Raw genomic sequence first — 14883 nt, forward strand, 5'->3', positions numbered from 1 at the left:
ACAATGAACCTGCCACGCCTTGCCAGGCTCTGAGCTGTTAACCCCCTCGGCCAAGGTGAGCCATGGAGCTGATCGTCGCGCGTCCCGAAGGGCTTTATTGCCCACCCGGTGATTTCTACATCGACCCCTGGCGGCCGGTCGACCGGGCGGTGATCACCCACGCCCACGGCGACCATGCCCGGCGCGGCAATCGCCACTACCTCGCCGCGACGCCCGGCGCCGGGATACTGCGCGCCCGCCTGGGCGAGGACATCGACCTGCAGACCCTGCCCTACGGCACGCCGCTGGAGCACCACGGCGTAACCCTGAGCTTTCACCCCGCCGGCCATGTGCTCGGCTCGGCCCAGGTACGCCTGGCATACCGCGGCGAGGTGTGGGTCGCCTCCGGCGACTACAAGGTCGGGCCGGACGGCACCTGCGAAGCCTTCGAACCGGTGCGCTGCCACACCTTCATCAGCGAATCGACCTTCGGCCTGCCGATCTACCGTTGGCAAGACCAGGCCTGCATTTTCGCCGACATCGACGCCTGGTGGCGCGCCAATGCCGCCGCCGGGCGTCCAAGCGTGCTGTTCGCCTATGCCTTCGGCAAGGCCCAGCGGATTCTCCATGGCATAGATGCCAGCATCGGCCCGGTGCTGGTGCACGGCGCGGTGGAGCCGCTGAACCAGGTCTACCGTGCCGCCGGTGTGCGCCTGCCGGAAACCCTGCCCGCCACGGCGACCAGCAAGGGCGACCCATTGCTGCGCCAGGCGCTGGTCCTCGCCCCGCCCTCGGCGGGGGGCAGCACCTGGATGCGCCGCTTCGGCGACTACAGTGACGCCTTCGCCAGCGGCTGGATGCTGCTGCGTGGGGCGCGGCGTCGGCGCGGCGTCGATCGCGGCTTCGTGCTCTCCGACCACGCCGACTGGCCCGGCCTGCTCTGGGCCATCGAGCAGAGCGGCGCCGAGCGGGTGATGGTCACTCACGGCCAGGTCAATGTGCTGGTTCGCTACCTGACCGAACGCGGCCTTGATGCCCGAGCCTTCCAGACCGAGTACGGCGAGGAAGACGATAGCCTGGAGCCGACCAACTGATGAGAGCCTTCGCCGAACTCTACGCCCGGCTCGATGCCACCACCTCGAGCAATGCCAAGCTTGCCGCGCTGCAGGACTACCTGGCCGACGCACCACCAGCCGATGCCGCCTGGGCGGTGTACTTCCTCGCTGGCGGGCGCCCCCGCCAAGTAGTGCCGACCCGTGTGCTGCGCGACCTGGCGATCCGCCTGTGCGGCCTGCCCGAGTGGTTGTTCGAGGAGAGCTACCAGGCCGTCGGCGATTTCGCCGAAACCCTTTCGCTGTTGCTGCCAGAGTCGACCCAGGTCGCGGATGAAAGTTTGCAGTGGTGGCTGGAGCAACTGCTGCCGTTGCGCGGCCTGCCCCCCGAGGAACTGGCGCCGCGTTTGCAGGCGCTGTGGACGCGGCTCGACCGGCAAAGCCTGATGGTCAGCCTCAAGCTGCTCACCGGTGGTTTTCGCGTCGGCGTCTCGAAGCTGCTGGTGACCCGCGCCCTGGCCGCGTTGGCCGGGGTCGACGCCAAGCGCGTGGCGCAGCGCATGGTCGGCTACACCGACCTTGCGCACCAGCCGACGCCCCAGCGCTACCTGGCGTTGATCGCCCAGGAGTCGGCCGAGGAACATGCCCAGCGCGGCGGCCAGCCCTACCCGTTCTTCCTGGCGCACCCGCTGCAGGAGCCGCTCGAGCGCTTCGACGCGGTGCTCGGCCCGCCCCAGCAGTGGCTGGTGGAATGGAAGTGGGACGGTATCCGCGCCCAGCTGGTGAAACGCGATGGGCGTGCCTGGCTGTGGTCGCGGGGGGAGGAGCTGATCACCGAGCGCTTTCCCGAGCTTGCGCAACTCGCCGCCGCGCTGCCCGACGGCACCGTGCTCGATGGCGAGCTGGTGATCTGGAAGGCGCCACCCGACAGCGACGAACAGGCATTTGGCGTCCAGCCGTTCGCCCTGCTGCAGCAACGCATCGGCCGCAAGACCTTGGGCAAGAAGCTGCTGGACGAGTTGCCGGCGGCGCTGCTGGCCTACGACCTGCTGGAGTGGCAAGGCGAAGACTGGCGCAGCCGCAGCCAGGACCAGCGTCGGGCACAGCTCGAGGCGCTGGTCGGTAGCATCGGCGATGCGCGCCTGCGCCTGTCGCCGCGCGTGACCGGCGACGACTGGCAGGCGCTCGCCCGCCAGCGCGAGGCCTCGCGCCAGCTGGGTGTCGAGGGCATGATGCTCAAGCGCCGTGACTCGCTGTACGGCGTGGGCCGTACCCGAGACCTGGGGCTGTGGTGGAAATGGAAGATCGACCCGTTCAGCATCGATGCGGTGCTGATCTATGCCCAGCGCGGCCATGGCCGGCGTGCCAGCCTGTACAGCGACTACACCTTCGCGGTATGGGACGATAGTGCCCCCGGCGAGCGGGTGCTGGTGCCCTTCGCCAAGGCCTACTCCGGCCTCACCGACGAAGAGATGCGCAAGGTCGACGCCATCGTGCGCAGGACCACGGTGGACAAGTTCGGCCCGGTACGCAGCGTCACGCCGACCCTGGTGTTCGAACTGGGCTTCGAAGGCATCGCCCTGTCCAAGCGCCACAAGAGCGGCATCGCGGTGCGTTTCCCACGCATGCTGCGCTGGCGCACCGACAAGACCATCGAGCAGGCCGACACGCTGGCCACCTTGCAGGGGCTGCTTTGATGGTCAAGCGCCGCCAGCCCTCCAGCCGCTGGTTCGCCGAGCGCGGCTGGAAGCCGTTCAGCTTCCAGAAGGCCGTCTGGCAAGCCGTGGCCGACGGCGAATCGGGGCTGCTGCACGCCGCCACCGGCGCCGGCAAGACCTATGCCGTGTGGTTCGCCGCGCTGGATCGTTTTGCCGGGCAGTGTGCCTCCCTGCCCACGTCAGCAGGTCGCGGCAAGCCTGCAATGGCGCCGCTGACCGTGCTGTGGATCACCCCCATGCGTGCCCTGGCCACCGATACGGCCAGGGCGCTGCAGGCCCCCCTGGATGACCTGGGGATCGCCTGGAGCATCGGCCTGCGCACTGGTGACACCGGCAGCGCCGAACGCGCCCGCCAGGCACGGCGCCTGCCCAGCGCCCTGGTCACCACACCGGAAAGCCTGACCCTGCTGCTGACCCAGGCCAATGCGCGCGAGGCGTTCGCCGGCCTGCGCATGCTGGTGGTGGACGAATGGCACGAGTTGCTCGGCAACAAACGGGGCGTGCAGTTGCAACTGGCCCTCGCCCGCCTGCGCTCTTGGCAGCCGTCGCTTATGGTCTGGGCGCTTTCGGCCACGCTGGGCAACCTGGAACATGCCCGGCAAGTGCTGATGCCGGCGGGCCGCCTGGTGCAGGGGCATGACGCCAAGGACCTGCGCATCGACACCTTGCTGCCGGCCGCCATCGAACGCTTCCCCTGGGCCGGGCACCTGGGCCTGCGCATGCTCGGGCAAGTCGTCGAACAACTGGAGGGCAGCGCCACCACGCTGGTGTTCACCAACACCCGCTCGCAGGCGGAGACCTGGTACCAGGCACTGCTGCAGGCGCGGCCCGACTGGGCCGGGCTGCTGGCACTGCACCATGGCTCGCTGTCACGCGAGGTGCGCGACTGGGTGGAGCTGGCCTTGAAGAAAGGCCAGCTGAAGGCAGTGGTGTGCACTTCAAGTCTGGACCTTGGCGTGGACTTCCTGCCCGTGGAGCGTGTACTGCAGGTCGGTTCGGCCAAGGGGGTGGCGCGCCTGATGCAGCGCGCCGGGCGCTCCGGCCACGCCCCGGGCCGGCCCTCGCGTGCCACGCTGGTACCGACCCACAGCCTTGAGCTGCTGGAGGCGGCGGCGGCACGCAGGGCGGTGGCGCAAGGCAAGGTCGAGGCGCGCCAGGCCCCCGAGCGGCCACTGGATGTGCTGGTCCAGCACCTGGTGAGCATGGCCCTCGGCGATGGCTTTGATGCCCAGGACATGCTCGCCGAAGTGCGCAGCGCCTGGTCGTACCGCGACCTGAGCGAGACGCAATGGGCATGGGCTCTGGCGTTCAACCGCCACGGCGGTCTCTCGCTCACGGCCTACCCCGATTTCCGCCGCGCCGAGCCGGACGCCGAAGGCCGCTGGCGGGTGCCCGACGCACGCCTGGCACGCCGTCACCGCATGAGCATCGGCACCCTGGTCAGCGATGCCAGCCTGACCGTGAAGTTCTGGGCCCGCGGCGGCAGCGGATCGCTGGGCAGCGTCGAGGAAGGCTTCATCGCCCGCCTGCGCCCGGGCGACCACTTCCTGTTCGCTGGCCGCACGCTTGAGCTGGTGGAAGTGCGCGACATGACCGTCTACGTGCGCCGCGCCAGCGACCGCAAGGCCGCGATCCCGCGCTGGAACGGCGGGCGCATGCCGCTCTCGGGCGAACTGGCCGAAGCGATGCTGGCCGAGCTGGACGCGGCGGACCAAGGGATGTACCAAGGCCCGGAAATGCGCCTGCTGCGCCCGTTGCTGGAGGTGCAGAAAGCCTGGTCGGCGCTGCCCGGCAAAAACGTCCTGCTGGCCGAGACCCTGAAGTCCCGCGAGGGCTGGCACCTGTTTCTCTATCCATTCGCCGGGCGCTCGGTGCACTTGGGCCTGGCCAGCTTGCTGGCCTGGCGCCTGGCCCGGGATACGCCGCTGAGTTTCTCCATCGCGGTCAACGACTACGGCCTGGAACTGCTGTGCGCCAGCGCCATCGACTACGCCGGTGCCCTGACCCCGGCGCTGTTCGACAGCCAAGACCTGCTGCCCGAGGTACTGGCCAGCCTCAATGCCGGCGAGTTGGCGCGCCGGCGCTTTCGCGAGATCGCCCGGATCGCCGGGCTGGTGTTCACCGGCTACCCCGGTGCGCCGAAGAGCACGCGCCAGTTGCAGGCTTCCAGCGGGCTGTACTTCGATGTGTTCAGGCAGCACGACCCGGACAACCTGCTGCTGACCCAGGCCCGCCAGGAGGTGCTGAGCCAGGAACTGGATGTGCAACGCCTGCGCCAGACCCTGCAGCGCTTGCAGCCTCTGCCGCTGCAACTGCGGAGCATCAGGCGCGCCACACCGTTCGCCTTTCCGCTGATGGTCGAGCGCTTTCGCGAGAGCCTCAGCTCGGAAAAACTCGCCGACCGGATCCGGCGCATGGTCAGCGACCTGGAGCAGGCCGCAGGTGCCGGGGCACAGGAGCCTGCGCCGCTGACCACGCTGATGGTCGAGGATGACACGCGTGAACCTGGCCGCGCGCGCAAGGCCAGGCGCAGCAAGGACGGCCGGCCACGCCCGGCCAGGCAGCGGTCCTGAGGCCATGGCCAGCCCCCCTCCTTCGCACATCAGCGTAAAGGTGGCCGGCACCGAACTCTGCCTGCTGGCGGAAAAAGCCCTATGGTGGTCAGAGCGGCGGACCCTGCTGATCGCCGACCTGCATCTGGGCAAGGCCGCCGGCTACCGGGCACTGGGCCAGCCGGTGCCCAGTGGCACCACCGCCTGCAACCTGCAGCGCCTGGATGCCCTGCTGCAGCGCTTTGCCTGCCAGCACCTGGTATTTCTCGGCGACTTCCTGCACAGCGCCAAAGGCAGGACCCCGCAAACCCTGGCGGCCCTTGCCGAGTGGCGCACCCGCCATGCGGCGCTGCCCATCACTTTGGTGCGTGGCAACCATGACCGGCATGCCGGTGATCCGCCGGCCGGGCTGGGCATCGAGGTGGTGGCCGAGCCGCTGGCGCTCGGCCCGTTCGCCCTGCACCACGAGCCCTGCACGCACCCGCAGCGGCATGTACTGGCGGGCCATGTGCATCCGGCGTACCGCCTGCGCGGCCGTGGCCGCCAACAGGTGCGCCTGCCTTGTTTCCTGGTCGGCGAGCACCTGACCTTGTTGCCGTCGTTCGGCAGCTTCACCGGCGCGATGACGCTGCAGCCGGGAACGGGTCAGCGGGTCTATGTCATCGGTGATGGAGGGATCTGGGAAGTGCCCGAACAATTGAAGTGATACGAACAATTAACCGCATGCAAATTTAAATATATTTACACATTCGATACAGCTGCTTACACCTGCTCATGGCCCATTAAAATTGTTTCACCAAAAACCTGCATAACCGTCCCAACAGTTAATTGAAATAACCCTCGCCCCGCCAGACAATAACTCGCCGCCCTGCTCTTCGCCGCTATCTGCCTGCGCGGTGCAGGGCCATGATTCCCATGCGACGCGCTTTCCGAGGTGATATCGGCTCACGCCATGTTTATCAAAAACCCAATAGCTCCGGACTTGAATTAGTCGCACGAGCAAACTTTTCACGTAACTTTCACACCCATTCCAAAGAATGAAGCACTGGCAAATTACTTGCCGAGGAAACCTATGAACACCCCCGCCATTCATACGCCCACCCTCCCGTGTCCAGCCCAGGAGCGTATTCTGCTGACCGGTGCCACAGGTTTTCTCGGTGGCGCCGTCGCCGCACAGATGATCGCCGAAGGGCATGCCGAGGCCCTGTGCTTCCTCGTTCGCGCCGACAACCCGGCGCAGGGCCTGCAACGCCTGCGCGACAACCTGCGCCAGCACGGTGTCGGCGACAGCCAGAGCCAGGCCCTGAGCGAAGCGCAGATCCTCTGCGGCGACTTCCTCGACACTGCCTGGCTGGCTCGCGAGACCCCGCGCCTGATGCAGGTCGACCGGGTGATCAACTGCGCCGCCGTGGCCTCGTTCTCGAAGAACCCCAATATCTGGCCGGTAAACGTCGAGGGCACCTACGCCTTTGCCCAGGTGCTGAGCCGCTCAAGTCGTCTCAAGCGTTTCCTCCACGTCGGCACCGCCATGTGCTGCGGCCCGCAGCGCGAGTCGCCGATCAGCGAATCGTGGGAGTTCCCCGAGGCCGCGCAGCAACTGGTGGACTACACCGCCTCGAAGGCAGAGATCGAACGGCGCATGCGTGAAGAGCTGCCCAGCCTGCCGCTGGTGGTGGCGCGGCCATCCATCGTGGTCGGCCACCGCAGCCTCGGCTGCCAGGCCTCGGGCAGCATCTTCTGGGTGTTCCGCATGGGCTTCGCCCTGGAAAGCTTCACCTGCGGCCTGGACGAGCAGATCGACGTGATCCCGGTGGACTACTGCGCCGAGGCGCTGATCGGCCTGGCGCTCAAGCCACTCCTGGGTCATGACCTCTACCATATCTCCGCCGGCCATCATTCGGCCTGCACTTTCGCCGAGATCGACCAGGCCTTCGCCTTGGCCAATGGCGCGGAGCCGGTGGGCGAGCGCTATCGCAAGGTCGAGGCGGACGACCTCAAATCGCTCGCCAGCCATTTCGAAACCCGCATCGGCCCGGCCAACCCACGGCTGGTGCTGCGCGCACTGCGCCTGTACAGCGGCTTCGCCGACCTCAACTACCTGTTCGACAACAGCCGCCTGCTGGAAGAAGGCATTGCCATGCCGCCACGCTTCACCGACTACCTGGACGTCTGCGTCAAGTCGTCCAGCGGTGTGAGCATCGCCACGCAGATGCAGTGGGATTTCAAGTAAGCGCCATTTGGCGTCTACAGGCAAGCAACCACAGAGGGTGATTTACTTAACATATTCATGAGGCGCATGATCACCACTTCTCCCGTGGAGGTCATGCTGCCGCCGTATGCCTACGGTGTTGGACGCGATGGACAACTTGGCAGCCTGAAGCAAAACCCTGGCAGTCCCAGGCAAGACACCTACCTGTCGTTAGGTGCTCAATACCTGCAACCGCCAGCGCTTGTGCAAGCCGTGCTGTCCAACAATTCCAACTGTCCAGGCTGCGCCATGATCAACATCGAAACGCCGACGTACTACACCGCCACCAAGAAGTACAACCTCAGCTTCCCCACCCTGGAAAGCGACATCGAAGCCGATGTCGTGGTGATCGGCGGCGGTTTCTCGGGCATCAACACCGCCCTGGAACTGGCCGAGCAAGGCATCACCAATGTCGTCGTGCTCGAGGCCCGCTACCTGGGCTTCGGCGGCACCGGGCGCAATGGCGGGCAGATCATGGCCGGCATCGGCCACGACCTGGAGAAGATCAAGAGCAGTGTGGGCGATCAAGGCCTGCGCGAGATCTTCGAGATCAGCGAGCTGGGCGCCGGCATCATCAAGGCGCGCATCGCCCGCTACCAGATCGACGCCGACTTCTGCCACGGCTACGGCTACATGGGCTTCAACGCCCGCCAGGAAAAGACCCTGCGCGCTTGGGAGAAAGACTTCAAAGCCATCAACGGCAAGGACGAGATCCGCTTCCTCGGCGGCTCGGAGGTCAGGCAGATCATCGGCTCCGACGCCTACAGCAGCGCCCTGCTGCACATGGGCGGAGGCCACGTGCATTCGCTGAACCTGCTGCTTGGCGAGGCCCAGGCCCTGGTCGGCCACGGTGCGCGGATCTTCGAGCACAGCCCGGCGCTGGAGGTGCACTACGGCGAGCGCATCACCGTGCGCACCGGGCGCGGCTCGGTCAAGGCCAGCAAGCTGCTGTGGGCCTGCGACAGCTTCCTCAACAAGCTCGAACCCGAACTGCATGCGCGCACCGTCAACACCTATGCCTTCCAGTTGATGACCGAGCCACTATCGGACGAGCTCATCCAGCGCATCAGCCCGATCCGCGGCGCCTACAGCGATATCCGCCCGGTGATCGACTACTACCGCGTCACCCGCGAGAACCGCCTGCTGTTCGGTGCCGCCACGCCGTTCGTGGAGCACATCCCCAAGGACCTCAAGGCCTGGAATCGCAACCTGATGCTGAAGATCTTCCCCTACCTCAAGGACGTGCGCATCGACCTGGCCTGGGGCGGACCGATGGCCACCAGCGCCAACCTGTTCCCGCAGATCGGCACCCTGAGCAACCGCCCCAACGCGTTCTACGTGCAGGGCTACTCGGGCTTTGGCGTCACCCCCAGTCACATCATCTGCAAGATCCTCGCCGAGGGCATGAGCGAAGGCTCGGCCCGCTACGACCTGATCAGTTCGGTCAAGCACGCGCGCATCCTCGGCAAGGACCATATCCGCCCTCTGCTGCTGACCGCAGGCAAGACCGTGCATCAGCTGTCGGGCTTCTTCAACGGCCGCCGTTGATTCCTTTTGAACAAGACCAGGAGAACCACCATGACCCTCACCGCCGTCCGCCAGGGTGTGCAGCTGTCCGAACTCGACGCCTGGGGCACCGTTGCCGACCTTGGCTCGACCATCCTCGAAGGCGAGGTCAAGTGCTACGGCAAGATGACCCACGGCGCCCCGACCGACCCGGTCAGCAGTGCCTATTTCGGCACCACCCAGGGCAAGTTCCGCATGGTCTATCCGTTCAGCGAGCAGGCGGTGATCGTGACCGGCGAGATTCAGCTGACCGATGAATCCACCGGGCAGGTGACGCGCTACAAAGCGGGTGATGCCTGGTTCGTGACCAAGGGCACGCCGGTGCTGTGGGAGGTGCTGAGCGAGACCTTTGTGAAGCATTACCTTGCGCTAGCCTGATTACATCCTCGCGACCGCTTCGCCGGCAAGCTGGCTTCCACAGGGAACGCATAACCTGTGGGAGCCGGCTTGCCGGCGATGCTTTTAGCGCCCTGCCGTCAACGCCATGGCCCTGAAATCCTTCGGCGACTGTTCGAACTGCTTCTTGAACGCCCGGCTGAAATGCGCCGAGTCGGTGAAGCCCCACTTGTAGGCGATCGAGGTGATCGACTCGCGCTTGAGGAACGGGTTGGACAGATCATCGGCGCTGCGCTTGAGCCGCGAGCGCTGGATATACCGACACACGCTATCGCCCTCCTCTTCGAACAACCGGTACAGGTGGCGCACCGAAATGCTCAGGCGCTCCGCCAGGTTCGCCGGGGTCAACCCAGGCTGGCCCAGCGACTCGTCGATGACCTTCTGCACATAGCCGCGCAGGCTGACACCGCCGAGCCCGGCCAGCGAGCCGGGGTTGTCATCAGCGTGCTCGAAGCCCGGCTCCAGCAGGGCGATGAACGCGGCCTGCAGCGCCTCGCCCTGGGTTGCCCCGGCCTCGTCGCCTTCACGGCACAGCTGGTCCATCAGCAGGTGCAGCATGCGCCCGCAGGCGTTGGTCGAAGAGATCTTGCCGAAGGTCGCGCCCTGCTTCGCAAGATGCTTGCGCACCTGCTCGCGGGACAGTGACAGCGAAATATGCTCGATCAGGCCGAATGGAGTGATCTCGCACGGGCCCACCGAATCCATCAACAGCAGCTCGCCTGGCGAAAGCTGGATGCTCGCGCCGCCCTGGGTGATTTGCGAGTAGCCCATGCGCTGGCTGACCAGGAAGCAATGCTGGTCGTCGTCACGGTCGGGGTTGTCGCCCAGGCGGCGGATATTGCCAGCGTTGGTGCGCAGGTTGGCCAGGGCCAGACCGGCGCGGTTGAAGGTGGTGATCTCGCCGATGAACAGCGAGCGGTTGAAGGCAAGTTCGGTCTGGAACTGGCCGCAGACTTTCTGCATGGCCGTCGTCCAGCGCTCCAGGCCGTCCTGGGCCGGGCTTGCGCTGTGCACTGAAGCGGGCTGGGGCATGGCGACCTCCACAGCAACGGTTGTTGTTATGGAGCAATTGTTAACATGTTATCAATGAACGTACAACTGTCATCTCTTGCAGGAGCGGCTTCAGCCGCGATGCAGGTGTCGCGGTGCCTGGCACCCGCTTTGCGGGTGATCGCGGCTAAAGCCGCTCCTACAGGATTCAGAGGTCGCGCAGGGTGTACGCCAACCCGTCGAACGCCAGCCAGAGATGGTGGCGCTGTTCGGTTGTGAGGGGAATGTAACGGCGCAGCGCCGGCATCCGGTTGACCACCTCGCTGGCGCCCATGTGCTCCAGGGTCACCCGCCACTGGCCGTCATTGCAGTCGATGGCCAATCGCTTGAAGTCCAAGGGCATCAGGACGGTCTGCACCTCTGCCAGGCGCGCCTCGAGCGCTTTGAACAATAGCGGATCACCGCCGCGCAGGCGACAGCCCAGCCCGCTGCGCCGCAGCATGCCGGTGTGGTGCAGTTCGGCGCGCAGCGTGCCCTGGCCACTGGCTGGCACGCGCAGGATGAATTCGCACATCACCAGGTGCATCAGCAGGTGGCTTTCGGTGCGCTCACGCACCTCGATACGCGGACCATCCTCGCGGTAGGTAAAGGATGCTGCGGATTGCAAATCCGCCAATCCGAGGTTGCGCCCCAGACGCGCCAGGGTCGCCCCAGGCCGATACCCTGCCGGAGCGCGTGGCCCGCTCAGGCGCTCAAGCCAGCTTGCCGACATGGCGCACCTGCTCGCTATGAGGTTGACCGGGCTCAGCGGCGAATTCCTTCTCCAGCACATCCTCGACCCTGGCAGGCCGGAACGGGTTGACCTTCTTCACGCACAACGTCCAGAACAGCGCGTAGACGGCGGTGGCGCCAAGCATCACGGCGAACGGCACATACACATCGGCCGGGTTCATGCCCGGCGGGGTGATGAACCACATGCCCAGCAGGATGCCGATGCTGGAGACGATCTGCGGCAGCGGGAACAGCGGCGAGCGATAGGCCCGCGGCAGGTCCGGGCGACGGATGCGCAGGATCACCACCGACAGGGTCACCAGCAGGTACGCGGTGCTCCAGGCGCATACCGCCGCCAACACCAGGTGCAGAATGTTGTCGGTGTTGCCCCCCAGGTACCAGGCATGCAGGCAGGGGATCAGCGCCACTACCAGGATGCACAGCAGCGGGGTCTTGAAGCGCGGGTGCAGGTAGGTGAACACCTTGGGCAATGCCCCATCCACCGCCATGCCGTAGAGAATCCGCGGCACCCCGGCCATCAGCGTGTTGATGGTGGCAGCGCCGGCGAAGAGGAAGCCGATGCCCAGCCACACCGGGCCGATATCGCCCATCACCTGCTCGGCGAAACGCGGGATGGCCATGGGGGTGTCCAGCAGGTGCACGCCGCTGGCGGCATCGAGCACCACGTTTTCCACCTGCCGCTTCATCGCCGCGCCATAGATGAACATGCAACTGGCCACGCCGAACAACCCCAGCGCCATGGCCTTGGGCATCACCCAGGCCGAACGGCGCAATTCCGGGGCCAAGGGGGTGACGAACTCGCAACCGACGAACATGAACATGGCCATGCCCACCAGCGACAGGATGGTCATCAGGTTGGTGCCGACCAGCGACACGCCGAACGGCCCTTCCAGCTCGACGGCGGGCGCGGCGATCAGGCCGAGCACGCCGAACACCATCAGCGTGGTCCACATGCCGAAGGTCAGCACCACCTCGGCGCGACCGAAGGCGCTCACGCCAAAGGCGTTGAGCACGCCGAACACCAGCACGAAACCCACCCCCAGCAGCCAGGAGCCGCCGGCCGACTCGGCCAGGGTGTTGAGATGTTCGAAGTTCACCAGGGCCATGACCCCGGAAAGGATGGTCTCGGCGGTGCCGGCGAATACATGCACGATCAGGTACGCCGACAGGGTGCCGGTGATGGCGAAGAAGCGGCCCAGGCCGCAGTTGATGTAGTCGTAGACGGAGCCGGTGGTGGGCAGGATCGCCGCCGCCTCGGCGAAGGTGGTCGATTGCGCCAGCATCATCACTGCGGCGATCAGCATGGCCACGGCGAAGGCGCTGCCGCCGATGCCGAACCCCATGGTCGCGGTGAGGATCACCGGGCTGGCCATGATCAGGCCGACGGTGCTGGCCAGCGCGGTGGGGAAGCCGACGCTGCCGCGGTTCAGGTGCTCGGTGAGCTTATTATTGGTTGTCATGGGTGGGCCCTGGGTGGACGAGAGAAAGATGACCGCTTACCCGGCGCGCCGCAAGTGCTGGCGTGCGCCGGGTCTGCCCCGTCACTTTGCGGCCTCCACCCAGGCAGGTCTTGCCACTGCCTGCCGCTAACCTTGATCCGTGTTGCCAGGTGCCAGGCGATAGCCTTGCAGCGCTCGATTTCGAGGCACTGCAACACTGGCGTCGAACACCTCGACGCAGTTACCCCTGCACGCAGCGATCCATCAGCTCATGCGGCAGGACCCTGGAATAGGCGCCTTGGTGATAGAGCAGCGGCGGCCCCCCGAGGTCGTCGAAGGCTAGCACCCGGCCAATGAGAATCCAGTGGTCACCGCCATCGATCTGCTGGAACTTTTCGCAGCGAAAACGCGCCGAGCAACCTGGCAACAATGGCGCGCCGCCCTCGCCGGTCTCGTGCTCTATTCCGGCAAAGCGGTCTTCGCTGGGGCGGGCGAAGGTGTTGGACAGGTCGACCTGGTCGGCTGCCAGCACATTCACGGCAAAGTGCCCGGCAGCCTCGAACACCGCATGGCTGCTGGAGCGCTTGTCGATGCTCCAGAGCACCAGCGGTGGTTCGAGGGAAACCGAATTGAAGCTGTTGGCGGTGACCCCGACCTTGCGCCCCGAGGGGTCGCTGGCGGTGATCACGGTTACGCCGGTGGCGAAGTTGCCCAGGGCGCGGCGAAAGGCGCGGCTATCGAAGGGAATGGACATGCAAGGCTCCATCATGGTTGTTGGGCTGGGTCGCACCCACAGTGCTCCAGCGATGTTCATCGGTTGAAGCTCAGGTCATCGCCGGATCCGGCTCCAGCCCCATCAGCTCACGGCCAAGGATCTGCGCGCAGACGTCATAGTCGGTGTAGGCATGCGCCCCGGTCATGTGCGCATCGCGGAACAGCCGCTGCAGCTCGTTACCCTCAAACCAGGCGCCACCACCGGCCGCCTCCATCAGCCGATCCACGGCCTGGATGCACAGCTTTACCGCGTAGCCCTGGTTGGTGCGCCAGTAGGCCAGCTCCGTGCGCGTCGGGTACTGACGGCGGGTGCTGTACTCGGCGATCTGCTCCCAGCTTTTTTCCAGCAGCGCCCGCGCTGCGGCCACCTGGTGGGTGGACTCGGCCAGGCGCATCAGCGCCGGGGTGGCCGCGCCGACGGCGGCGCCGGTATAGGCGCGTACGCGGTTGCGGGTCTTGTCCCTGAAGACCACGAGCATGCGCTCGGCGATGCCCAGGCTGACCGTGGAGAAGCCGCTGGCGAAGTACGGTCGGTACGGGTTGAAGTAGATCGCACTGTCCGGGTACAGCCCGAAGCCCGCCGACTGGCCCTCCATCATGTCCCGGGCCTTCTGGATGCGGTGTTCGGGCACGAAGGCGCGCTCGACGATCAGCGTGCGGCTACCACTGGCGCGCATGCCGGCGGCAAACCAGTCGTCGCGGATCTGGTAGTCGCTGCGCGGCAGCACGGCGAAGCAGTAGTCCTGGCCGCCTTCAGGGTTGCTCCGGCGAAAGCCCATGATCGCCCACTCGGCGTGGTCGCAGCCGCTGCTCCAGCCCATCTTGCCACTGAACAGCACGCCGCCCTCGACTTCCTCGGTACGCCCGAACGGGGCGATGCTGCTACTGGCGGTGGCGTCCGGATCGTGGCCCCAGATCTCGTCCTGCAGGCGTGCCGGGAACATCGCCAGCTGGTGGCTGTGGGTGCACAGCAGGCTCATCGCCCAGGCGGTGCTGGCACAGGCGCCGGCCAGCGCGGCGATGCATTCGGCGAACTGCGGCAGGCTGATTTCCAGGCCGCCGTAATGTCTGGGCAGGAATGCCTTGTGCAGGCCGATGGCCTTGAGCGCGGCGATGTTTTCGGCGGGCACGCTGCGCTCGCGCTCGGCCTGGTCGGCGCGGGCGGCGATGGCCGGCAACAGGGGCTTGAGGTCTTCGAGCAGGGAGTTTGGCTTTTTCATGGTCTGGCTCATTGTTATTGGACCCTGGCGAACGGTGCCTGGAAGCGGGAGTTCGCTGATGAATGCCGGGTCAGTATGGGAGCGGTGGACGAGGCGGAAAATGCAACTTCCGCACCTCGGATTGCACTTTTCATGGGCCTGGCAGGCTGCGTCATGG

11 protein-coding genes and 1 pseudogene are annotated in these 14883 nt (G+C 66.1%); 7 read left to right on the plus strand and 5 right to left on the minus strand.

Annotation, left to right across the window (positions count from 1 at the left end; translation table 11 throughout):
* Positions 1 to 62 precede the first annotated feature (62 nt).
* The 7 genes from C3F42_RS02320 to C3F42_RS02350 all read left to right on the plus strand — a co-directional run bounded on the left by C3F42_RS02320 (position 63) and on the right by C3F42_RS02350 (position 9493).
* Positions 63 to 1073 (plus strand): ligase-associated DNA damage response exonuclease, encoded by a 1011-nt coding sequence (locus C3F42_RS02320; protein ID WP_094012160.1) that lies wholly within the window; start codon positions 63 to 65, stop codon positions 1071 to 1073.
* Complete coding sequence (locus tag C3F42_RS02325) at positions 1073 to 2728, plus strand: ATP-dependent DNA ligase (protein ID WP_094012159.1); 1656 nt, start codon at positions 1073 to 1075, stop codon at positions 2726 to 2728. The genes C3F42_RS02320 and C3F42_RS02325 overlap by 1 nt, the downstream gene beginning before the upstream one ends.
* Positions 2728 to 5322 carry a ligase-associated DNA damage response DEXH box helicase gene (locus tag C3F42_RS02330; RefSeq protein ID WP_104443914.1) on the plus strand — a complete coding sequence of 865 codons (2595 nt, stop codon included), beginning with the start codon at positions 2728 to 2730 and terminating at the stop codon, positions 5320 to 5322. Before C3F42_RS02325 ends, C3F42_RS02330 begins: the two co-directional genes overlap by 1 nt.
* Positions 5323 to 5326: 4 nt before the next feature.
* Positions 5327 to 6007 (plus strand): ligase-associated DNA damage response endonuclease PdeM, encoded by a 681-nt coding sequence (gene pdeM / locus C3F42_RS02335; RefSeq protein ID WP_104443915.1) that lies wholly within the window; start codon positions 5327 to 5329, stop codon positions 6005 to 6007.
* A gap of 366 nt (positions 6008 to 6373) precedes the next feature.
* The gene (gene cprA, locus C3F42_RS02340) at positions 6374 to 7531 is read left to right on the plus strand and encodes a cationic peptide resistance protein CprA (RefSeq protein ID WP_094012156.1); all 1158 of its coding nucleotides are present in this window, start codon (positions 6374 to 6376) and stop codon (positions 7529 to 7531) included.
* A gap of 267 nt (positions 7532 to 7798) precedes the next feature.
* Positions 7799 to 9097, plus strand: coding sequence for an FAD-binding oxidoreductase (locus tag C3F42_RS02345; RefSeq protein ID WP_046855715.1), 1299 nt, complete (start codon positions 7799 to 7801; stop codon positions 9095 to 9097).
* Between the two features lie 30 nt (positions 9098 to 9127).
* Complete coding sequence (locus C3F42_RS02350; RefSeq protein ID WP_023631207.1) at positions 9128 to 9493, plus strand: cupin domain-containing protein; 366 nt, start codon at positions 9128 to 9130, stop codon at positions 9491 to 9493.
* 84 nt (positions 9494 to 9577) lie between these two features.
* Here the strand turns inward: C3F42_RS02350 and feaR are convergent, their stop codons facing one another.
* From feaR to C3F42_RS02375, 5 genes and pseudogenes are all read right to left on the minus strand, one after another.
* The gene (gene feaR, locus C3F42_RS02355) at positions 9578 to 10543 is read right to left on the minus strand and encodes a transcriptional regulator FeaR (RefSeq protein WP_023631206.1); all 966 of its coding nucleotides are present in this window, start codon (positions 10541 to 10543) and stop codon (positions 9578 to 9580) included.
* Between the two features lie 166 nt (positions 10544 to 10709).
* Entirely contained in the window at positions 10710 to 11273 is a 564-nt protein-coding gene (locus tag C3F42_RS02360) for a DUF3156 family protein (protein ID WP_023631205.1), read from the minus strand.
* A complete protein-coding gene (locus tag C3F42_RS02365; protein WP_104443916.1) occupies positions 11254 to 12753 on the minus strand; it encodes an APC family permease in 1500 nt (499 codons plus the stop codon). The genes C3F42_RS02360 and C3F42_RS02365 overlap by 20 nt, the downstream gene beginning before the upstream one ends.
* A 223-nt stretch (positions 12754 to 12976) precedes the next feature.
* A pseudogene (locus C3F42_RS02370) lies at positions 12977 to 13486 on the minus strand (flavin reductase family protein); the annotation flags it as partial.
* Between the two features lie 70 nt (positions 13487 to 13556).
* Positions 13557 to 14726 (minus strand): p-hydroxyphenylacetate 3-hydroxylase oxygenase component, encoded by a 1170-nt coding sequence (locus C3F42_RS02375; RefSeq protein WP_104443917.1) that lies wholly within the window; start codon positions 14724 to 14726, stop codon positions 13557 to 13559.
* Between the last annotated feature and the right edge of the window lie 157 nt (positions 14727 to 14883).

Origin of the sequence: Pseudomonas sp. PONIH3, assembly GCF_002934345.1 — a bacterium.
In the GTDB taxonomy this organism is placed as follows: domain Bacteria; phylum Pseudomonadota; class Gammaproteobacteria; order Pseudomonadales; family Pseudomonadaceae; genus Aquipseudomonas; species Aquipseudomonas soli.

Excerpts from the sequence above, each read along its gene's own strand:
- C3F42_RS02375 (WP_104443917.1), bottom strand. The coding sequence starts at position 14,726 with ATGAAAAAGCCAAACTCCCTGCTCGAAGACCTCAAGCCCCTGTTGCCG.
- C3F42_RS02325 (WP_094012159.1), top strand. The coding sequence starts at position 1,073 with ATGAGAGCCTTCGCCGAACTCTACGCCCGGCTCGATGCCACCACCTCG.
- feaR (WP_023631206.1), bottom strand. The coding sequence starts at position 10,543 with ATGCCCCAGCCCGCTTCAGTGCACAGCGCAAGCCCGGCCCAGGACGGC.
- cprA (WP_094012156.1), top strand. The coding sequence starts at position 6,374 with ATGAACACCCCCGCCATTCATACGCCCACCCTCCCGTGTCCAGCCCAG.
- C3F42_RS02345 (WP_046855715.1), top strand. The coding sequence starts at position 7,799 with ATGATCAACATCGAAACGCCGACGTACTACACCGCCACCAAGAAGTAC.
- C3F42_RS02350 (WP_023631207.1), top strand. The coding sequence starts at position 9,128 with ATGACCCTCACCGCCGTCCGCCAGGGTGTGCAGCTGTCCGAACTCGAC.
- C3F42_RS02330 (WP_104443914.1), top strand. The coding sequence starts at position 2,728 with ATGGTCAAGCGCCGCCAGCCCTCCAGCCGCTGGTTCGCCGAGCGCGGC.
- C3F42_RS02360 (WP_023631205.1), bottom strand. The coding sequence starts at position 11,273 with ATGTCGGCAAGCTGGCTTGAGCGCCTGAGCGGGCCACGCGCTCCGGCA.
- pdeM (WP_104443915.1), top strand. The coding sequence starts at position 5,327 with ATGGCCAGCCCCCCTCCTTCGCACATCAGCGTAAAGGTGGCCGGCACC.
- C3F42_RS02365 (WP_104443916.1), bottom strand. The coding sequence starts at position 12,753 with ATGACAACCAATAATAAGCTCACCGAGCACCTGAACCGCGGCAGCGTC.
- C3F42_RS02320 (WP_094012160.1), top strand. The coding sequence starts at position 63 with ATGGAGCTGATCGTCGCGCGTCCCGAAGGGCTTTATTGCCCACCCGGT.